Annotated in this window: 5 protein-coding genes; 1 reads left to right on the top strand and 4 read right to left on the bottom strand. The window is 72.2% G+C overall.

From position 1 onward, the window contains the following. Positions 1 to 713, top strand: a 713-nt coding sequence (locus tag NS283_RS18985; RefSeq protein WP_058597787.1) for a hypothetical protein, incomplete at its 5' end; no start/stop codon positions are given. Positions 714 to 825: 112 nt separating this feature from the next. Here the strand turns inward: NS283_RS18985 and NS283_RS15655 are convergent. The 4 genes from NS283_RS15655 to NS283_RS15640 all read right to left on the bottom strand — a co-directional run. Beyond that, positions 826 to 4,176: an ATP-binding protein gene (locus NS283_RS15655; RefSeq protein ID WP_058597786.1), complete on the bottom strand. Its 3,351-nt coding sequence runs from the start codon at positions 4,174 to 4,176 to the stop codon at positions 826 to 828. Then, complete coding sequence (locus tag NS283_RS15650; RefSeq protein WP_058597785.1) at positions 4,173 to 4,880, bottom strand: DUF4194 domain-containing protein; 708 nt, start codon at positions 4,878 to 4,880, stop codon at positions 4,173 to 4,175. Before NS283_RS15650 ends, NS283_RS15655 begins: the two co-directional genes overlap by 4 nt. After that, entirely contained in the window at positions 4,873 to 6,348 is a 1,476-nt protein-coding gene (locus NS283_RS15645; protein WP_058597784.1) for a DUF3375 domain-containing protein, read from the bottom strand. The genes NS283_RS15650 and NS283_RS15645 overlap by 8 nt, the downstream gene beginning before the upstream one ends. Before the next feature lie 52 nt (positions 6,349 to 6,400). After that, the coding region (locus NS283_RS15640; protein ID WP_058597783.1) for a glycosyltransferase family 39 protein at positions 6,401 to 8,017 on the bottom strand (1,617 nt) is incomplete at its 5' end.

Raw genomic sequence — 8,017 nt, 5'->3', positions numbered from 1 at the left:
ACCCGGTCGGCCACCCCGGCGCCCACCCCGACGCGCACCCCAGCGGGCTCTCGAGCCGGACCCGGCTGCTCATCACTCTGCTCGCCGTCTTCATCGGCATCCCCGTTGTCCTGTTCGCGTGGATCGGCGGCGTCCTCCTCGCCGACGCGTGGGAGCTCGAGATGTCGTCGACCCAGGTGCTCGCGTGGATCCTGGCTGCGCTCGCCGGCGTCGTCGTGTGGCCGCTCGCCCTCCGACGCCTCCGGCGAGAGCTGTGGAACCGTCAGTACGGGGCCGAGGTTCCCGCGCCGGGAAGCGGACACCCCGAACATGCCGCGGCGTCGCGCCCCAGAGACGCGCGCGCGCTGCCCGCACCGAGCACCGGGGAGGCGATCGTCCGCTCCGTCATCGTGGTTCTCGGCGCCATCGGGATCATCGCCCTGAGCGGTCCCCTCGACATCGTGGCGGCCGTGTCATCGGCCGGCGCGACCGTCGCGATCGGTCCGCGCGAGAACGGGCTGCTCCTCCAGCTCGTCGCGATGATCGTCATCCTCGCGCTCGCAGCCCCGTCGTTCCTGCTCACCCAGCGCGCCCTGCGACGAATGGCCGCCGACGACCCGCGTCGCGCAGCCGTGGAGGACCGGCAGAACTGGCACTTCGCTGCCGCGACGGCGTGGGTGGTCTCGCTGCTCGTGGGGTATCTGCTGTCTCTCGCGGCCCTCATCACGATGTGAGAGCGGCGCGGTGACGAACCAGCCCCCCGGGTCGTCAGCTCGGCGATGACCGGGAGATTTGCCTTCGGGTCCGAGACTCCCGCCCCGCCCGCGCGTCACACCGTTCGGAGCATCACACCGAGTCCGCGACCCCCACCTTCGCCTTCGCCCACGAACGCCCCCGCGTGTCCTTGAGGATGTCGTACTCGACGTCGACGTGCGGCTCGATCGCGCTGTACTTGTCGTTGGGTGCGCCGATGACGAGCTGGAACCCGAGTCCGCGCCACGCGCCGATTGCGCGCTTGGTGAAGTGCGCGTCGGCCTTGATGAGCGCCTCGTCGAGGAACACCGGCGCGTACCGCGGCCGCTCGGCACCGGCATCCCCGAGCTGATAGCGCAGAGCCGCGCCGACGATGAACGCGATGAGCTCTTGCGACTCCCCACCGGATTTCTCGCCGATGTGGTCGTACAGCGCGACGTGCTCGCCCGTGTCGGCGCGGAAGCGCTCGGCGCTCACGCGCACGTGATTGCGCACGTCGACGAGGTCGGCGAAATCCGGAGCCGTGGGCCGGATGCGATTGATCAGTCGCGCCATCCGTCCGTACACGGCCTCGCGCTCCTCGTCCGACGACGCGGCGTCGATCGCGGCCCGCACGTCGCGCAGCTCGCGACGGAACCGGCGACGAACCTCCGACTGGTTCTCGCGCGGCACGATCTGCAGCCGGTGCTCGTCGTCGTAGAACGGCAGGTCCTGCATGATGTCGTTGATCGGCGCGATGCGCTCGCGAATCTCGCGCAGCGCCCGGGTCAGCGCCGAATCGAGGTTCGTGAGGTCGTTGCCCGACAGGCGCAGCAGCGAGTCGCGCCACTCCGCCTCCAGCTCGTGCAGACCGCTCGCCTCGAGGTCGGCGAGGATCCGCTCGAAATCACCGAGCGACTCGTCGGGGTCGGCGAGCAGGTTCGGACTCGGCCACCGGTCGGTGAACGCGGTGAGAGTGCGCCGGAGGCTCTCGCGCTGATCGCCCCAGGTCTCTTGGGCCGCACGCTGCTCCTCGAGCAAGCGTTTCGAGGCGGACTCCAGCGCGGCGTCGAAGCGCGCGAGCAGTTGCGACGGCGAGGCATCGTTCGACGGGGCGACGAACAACCCGTCGAGGTACGCGGCTTCGTCCGCCGACAGCTCCATCTCGGCGTCCTCGGCGCGTTCGAGCCGCTCATGAGCGCTGTCCACGTCGTCCGTGACCTCCGCCCACCGCGCAGCGAGCGCCTGCTGCTCGGTCTTTGCTCCGCCGATCTCCTCCCGCAGTCGCGCGACGCGCGCCTTCGCGCCCGAGATCTGCTCCTGCAGCTCGGCGATGCGCGGGTTTCCGGCGGTGATCTCGACGATCGTCTCGTTCCAGCGCTCCAGATCGCGCTCGACGGATGCCACGTCCACCTGGTCCCACGACAGATCGGCGATCCTCTCGAGAGCGCTCCGCCGCTCGTCGAACGCGTCGAGCGCGGCGGCGGCCTCGTCGACCGTGGCCTTCGCCGTCGCGAGGTCGCGACGTACGGCGACGATCTGCTCGCCCAGCTCGGTGAGGCGTACGCGACTCGAGAACCCGAGGATGCTGTGCCGAGAAGACCCACCGTGAGCCCCGCGCGCGCCCTGGCTCGTCTGCCCCGCGATGGTCAACGCCATGCGATGCCCGGACAGCTCGGAGGCGCTGTCCACGCACACGAACGCGAACTGCTGTTCGAGCCGATCCTGCAGCCAGCCGGTGAAGGGGGAGCGGCGGTACTCCAGGCGCCCGGGGAGAGTCGCGGGGTCGAGACCCGTGCGCTCCGGCATCCCGGTCGACACGCCCTCGAACCGCAGACGCTCCGAGAGGCGCACGCCGTCGATCGCGGAGCGGAAGGATGCCAGGTGCGCGGCATCCACGAGAAGAGTCGTCGCGAACCCGCCGAGGGCGAGCGTGAACGCCCCGCGCCACGGCTCGAACTCGGTGCGGACGTCGACGAGCTCGGCGACGAAGGGCAGTTCGGCCGCGGTGAGACCCGCCGCCTCCGCCAGGGCTTCGCGCGCCTCGTGCAGTCGCGGGGGGATGTTGTCGTCGCGGGTCTGCGTGCGCCGGTGCTCGGCCTCGAGCGCCGCGAGCTTCTGGCGAGCGTCCGTGTGCGCGCTGCTGGCGGCGACGAATGCCTCGCGCACAGCGCTTTTGGCATCCGCGTCTCCGAGGGTGCGGCGCGCTTCGTCGACGAGGGCCGTGAACTGCTTCTCGGTCGTGACCTCGACCGACAGCACGGCGAGCGCCGCCTCGAACCGTTCGCGATCGCGCTGCATCCCGGCGAGGCGTCGCTCGAGGCCCCGCAGCTCGCGCTGTGCGACGTCCAGCCGGTCGCCGCCGGCGGCGCGGAGGACGTCGCCGAGTCCCTCGCGCTCGGCCTCGGCCGCGTCGGCCAGCGCCTGCCGCTCGCGGACGAGGGCGTCGGTCGCGTGCGTGCGCTCGCGCAGTTCGTCCTCGACCGCGCCGAGAAGGTCGACCCGCCGCTGCGCCCGCCACAGCGACGCGCGCGACTCGGGGTCGCTGAACCGTCCGAGCGCCTCGATGAGCCGCAACCTCTCCGCCGCCTCGTCGATGCGCGTCTTCATCCCGCGGATCGGCTGCAGCGCGCGCACCTGCTGGCGTGCCTCGAGCATGCGGGTGCGCGTCGACTCGAGTCCGTCGAAGTGCGACACGACCGCCTCGGCGACCGCGAGCGTCTCGGGCTCCTCGAGCACCATGCGCTTGTACAGGTCGTCGACGGTGGTGATCTGCTGCCCCGCCTGAATGCGCGCGAGCAGACTCATCGCCTTCGTCCCCGCACCCGCCGCGCCGATCCCGAGCACCGCGTGCAGGCGGGCCGAGAACTCGCGGTCGGTCGCGAGGGTGTCGAGACCCGTCGCGCGCACCGCGGCGTCCGACAGGTGGCTCTGCGCCGCCCGCTCGAGCTGACGCAGGTCGAAAGCGCCGTGCACGGTCGCGCGCACCTTCACGGCGTCGTCGAGCGTCCGCGCCGCCGCCGGGATGTACCACGCGCGCACCGCCGTGAACCGGGCGCCGTCGTGGTCGGCCCACGTCATCGCGATCGCGGTCCACGTGTCGACGCCGTCGCCGCGCAGCACCCGCACCTTCGTGCCCTCGTCGGTGCGCGACTCGTCGAGCTTGCCGCGGCCGTACGACAGGATGTTGCGCTGTTCCTGCCCGCGCGGACGCCCCACGACCGCGCCGTTGGAGGCGCCGTTGAACGGGGTCGTGTGCGGCATCATGAGCGCGACGTACGCGTCCATGAGCGTCGATTTGCCCGAGCCGGACCCGCCGCACAGCAGCGTCGCGGTCGGCGCGAAGCGCACGCGGTGCGTGCCGTCGTAGCCGCCCCAGTTGATCAGCTGCAGGTCTTCGGCGACCCACTGCTGACCGCGGGACGCAGCCGGGATGAGTCCGAAGAGGGTCTCGAGCATGGTCACGGGAGGAGCTCTTTCTCGGGGGTTTCGGATGCCAGGACCTCGGCGGGTGCGTCCCGGGTCTGCTCGTCCAGCCAGGTCTGCAGCTCTCTCAGCGTCTCCGCGCTGAGCACGATCTCGATGAGGGGACCGATGCGATACCGCCCCTCGGACTCCTCCTCGATGATCCCCTCGCGATCCAGGCGCGCGATCGCCGTGCGCACCGCGCGCTGCTGGCTCGCGCGGGTGCCGTCGGTCTCGCTGAAGTACGTGAGCACGGTCTGTTCGACCTCTTCGACATCGACGCGGGCGGATGCCGTGCCCGCGGTCGTCTCGCGCTGGAACACCGTCCGCAGGTACACGAGCACGAGCGTCTCGGCGCGCGAGTAGGCCTCGTCCTTGAGCAGGATCGGCACGTCGACCTCGTCGCTGCGCACCTGCTCCTTGTACGCCACGCCGCGCGCGTGGTCGACGACCAGCCGCACGAACAGGTCGTTCAGGCGCGACTCGATCATCTGCTGGTGCTCGAGCAGCAGCTTCCACTCGGCGGGCGAGCTCTCGGCGAGCAGGAACCGGCGCTGCAGGATCCGCACGAGCACGCGCCGCACGTCAGCGTCGAGCGTGCCCCGGTCGCCGGCGAACAGCGCGTCGGGGTCGTTCTCCATCGCCACCGGGGCGATGAACGCCGGGCTCTCGGCATCGATGCTCGGGGTCTGCACGTCAGTCATCGGCTCCCTGTTCTGAAAGATTTCCTGCTCTGACCGCGCCGAAAGCGAACCGCCTCGTCGTTCCGTCGGGCCGAATCGCCTCGACGACCGACACCTCGTCGGTCTCGACGAGACCGCGCCGGTGCACGATCTCGAGCAGGCCCACGAGGTCGACGGGGCGGCGGGTCTCGGCATCCGCTCCCGAGAACGCCTCGGCGAGGTCGAAGCCGTCGCCCAGGCGCCCGACGTACTCCTCGAGCTCGGCGTAGTGCGGCCCACCCCACGCGCGCGTGTCGGCGTCGACGAACTCGACGTCGGGACTCTCGGATGCCAGGGGCTCGGGCGCTCCGAGAGGCCGGACGTCGCTGATCGACTGGCGCAGATGCCCGACGTCGGCGAGCGGGAGCGTCCGGACCGGCTCGACGCGGCCGGGGGAGCGGGTCTGACTCCAGCGGTGCAGCCCCGCCATCACCCCGCGCAGCAGGTCGTCGACCTGGCGGTCGCGGATCGGGTCGTGGGTGCGCACCTGCGCGGTGATGACGTGCGAGGCCCGTCGCTGCGCGGTGAGCACCTCCTGCACACCCGCCTCGACGCGGCGGGCGATGGCATCCAGTTCTCCGCGCTGTTCCGGGGTCATGAGCCGCGAGAAGGGCTGCGCGAGAACGGCGTGGAGCTGGTCGGTGAGGTCGTCGATGTTCTCGGGGTCGCCGATCAGGCGGAGCGCCCCCTGGAACGCGCGGCCCTCGGGGGTCGCCTGCATCACCTGCCGACCGCGTTCGAGGTACTCGCGCAGCACCTCACCGGTCGGGCGCACGTCGCGGCGGAGTTCCGCGACGACGTCGCGCTGCATCGCGGCGATCGACTCCGCGACGCGCGAGAAGTCCGCGGGGAGCTCGCGCGCGAGATGGATGACGTTCTCGGCCTCTTCGAGCAGATGGTCGTCGTCGAGCGGTTCGATGATGCCCTCGTCGAGGGCCGCGATCTCGGCATCCAGGGCCGCCCGCTCCTCGAGCAGGGCCTCGCGGCGGCGAGCGGGATCGCTCTCGGCGTCGCGGGCGAGCCGCTCGACCGCGTCGAGGAGGGTTCGCACGCGCGATCGCGAGACGCGGGCACGGCCCCCACCGGCCCGGCCGGCGATCTCGAGCGCGCCGACCGCGTGCGCCGAGAGGCGGTAGACCTCGACGTCGTCCTCGATCTGCAGCCCCAGCCACCCCACGCGCACCCACCCGCGACAGATGTCGCGCGCCGACCCGGCGGGGATGCGGCGGTCGTCGTCGGTGTCGTATCCCGCGGCGCGCAGCTCGTCGATGGCCTCGGCGACCTCGACGTGCGCGTCGGCGACGGCGACGGCCGGACGATCGGGGGTGAAGACGACCGACAGGACGGCGACGACGAACGGCGCGAAACGCCCGTGCAAGAGGTCGAGCGTCGGGTTCTTGAACGCCGTCACCGAGCGCAGGTACGCGGCTTCGGTGCGGGTGGTGGTCACTGAGGGGAGTCTACCGGCGCGGAGACTCGCGACCGATCCCGCCGGCGAGAGCTCACGTCGCCCCGCCCCCGCAGGAATACAGCGCGACGCTCCCCGGCTTGCTCGACCCGTGCGCGGTGTCTCCCGCCTTGCCCGGGTCGCCCAGCTGCCACGCCTTGATCTCGTGGCATCCGGGCTCGGTCGCCACCTCGCGCACCGGGTCGGTCTTCGACGCCCCCGACGACACGGCGAACAGGTGGACGCGCCCCGACCGCTCCATCGACTGGAGAGCGGATGCCGTGAACACGGGAACACGACCGGAGTATCCGCCGTCGGTCAGAACGCTGGCGCCCGTGGCGTCGATGATCTGCGCCGACACGGACCAGCTGTCGCTCACGAGGAGCGGGGCGCCGTCGGCGCCGCCGCCGTCCGCGCGCGCGGCGGCCGCGAGCTGCGCCACCCCCGAGGAGATCTGCGGGGTGCCGCCCCAGAACGCCGGCGGCGAGATCGCGAACGGCTCCGTGGCGTGCTCGGAGCGCGGGGCGATCCCGACGTACGCGTCCCCGCCGCTGCCGTCGCGGTTCGCGTCGAGCACCTGCAGGCTCGCCGCGACCGGGGCGCAGAGGAGAGCCAGGGCGAGGACGGCGGGGAGTGCGCGCGCGAGCGTCGGACGGGTGCGACGCGGCCACGCTCCGACCACGCCCAGCACCACGCCCGCGACGAGGACGACGCCCGCGCCCGTCGCGAAGGCCTCGGGGAGCTGCGCCTCGCGGGCGAGCACGCCCCACCACGCGCCCTGCGCGGCGAGGAGTGCCGGAAGCACCAGTCGATCCCGGCGCCGCGTCGAGCGGAGCAGGCGGCCGCCCTCGCTCCACGCCATCGCGGTCAGCAGCACGAGCGGCACGCCGAGGGCCGCGACGTAGGCCGTGTGGGGCACCTTGGTGGCCGACAGGACCACCGCCGAGGTGGCCAGCCACAGACCCGCGACGACGGCGAGGGCGAAGCGCGCTCGATCCCCGGGGCGCGTGCGCCGCGGCCAGAACCGCCAGAGAGCGAGAGCAAGACCGACCAGCGCCGCGGGATACAGCCAGCCGATCTGCGTCACCAGCGGCATCTCGAGCAGCTTCGTGGGAGACGACCCCACGTCGGCGGCGGCGCCCGCGTGCGAGCCGAACGCGCGACCGAGCGCGCTGAGACCCTCGCCGAGCCCACCCCCGGACGGGCCGCCGACCGAGCCGGGCACGGCACCCGGAACGAAGCGGTCGAGGCCGTTGTAGCCGAAGACCATCGCGAAGACGTCGTTGTCGGTCGAACCGTCGATGTAGGGGCGCGCTCCGGCCGGGGTGAGGGCGATCGCGGCGATCCATGCGATGGACGCCACCACGCTCGCGCCGACCAGCGCCGAGGCGCGGGCCAGTCCGCGCCGGATCGTGGGCGTCGCGATGACGGTCCCCACCACGAGAGCGGGGAGGACGAACCAGGCCGACATCATCTTGGCCTGGAACCCCACCCCGACGAAGACCGCCGCCATCACGAGCGGCCACCACCGCGCGGTGAGCACCGCGCGCTGCCACCACACCAGGGCCACCGCGAGCGCCATCGTGAGCAGGCCGTCCTCCATCGGGTGGCCGAACATCGACACGAAGATCGGCGTCGACGCGGCCGCGAGAGCGGCGACGAGTCCCGCGCC

The sequence above is a fragment of the Microbacterium testaceum genome (assembly GCF_001476285.1).
Lineage (GTDB): Bacteria > Actinomycetota > Actinomycetes > Actinomycetales > Microbacteriaceae > Microbacterium > Microbacterium testaceum_B.
This window is presented reverse-complemented; position numbering and strand designations above follow the sequence as displayed.

What these genes read in the sequence shown, in the direction of transcription:
- NS283_RS15650 (WP_058597785.1), bottom strand. Translation starts at nt 4,880, where the DNA reads ATGACTGACGTGCAGACCCCGAGCATCGATGCCGAGAGCCCGGCGTTC.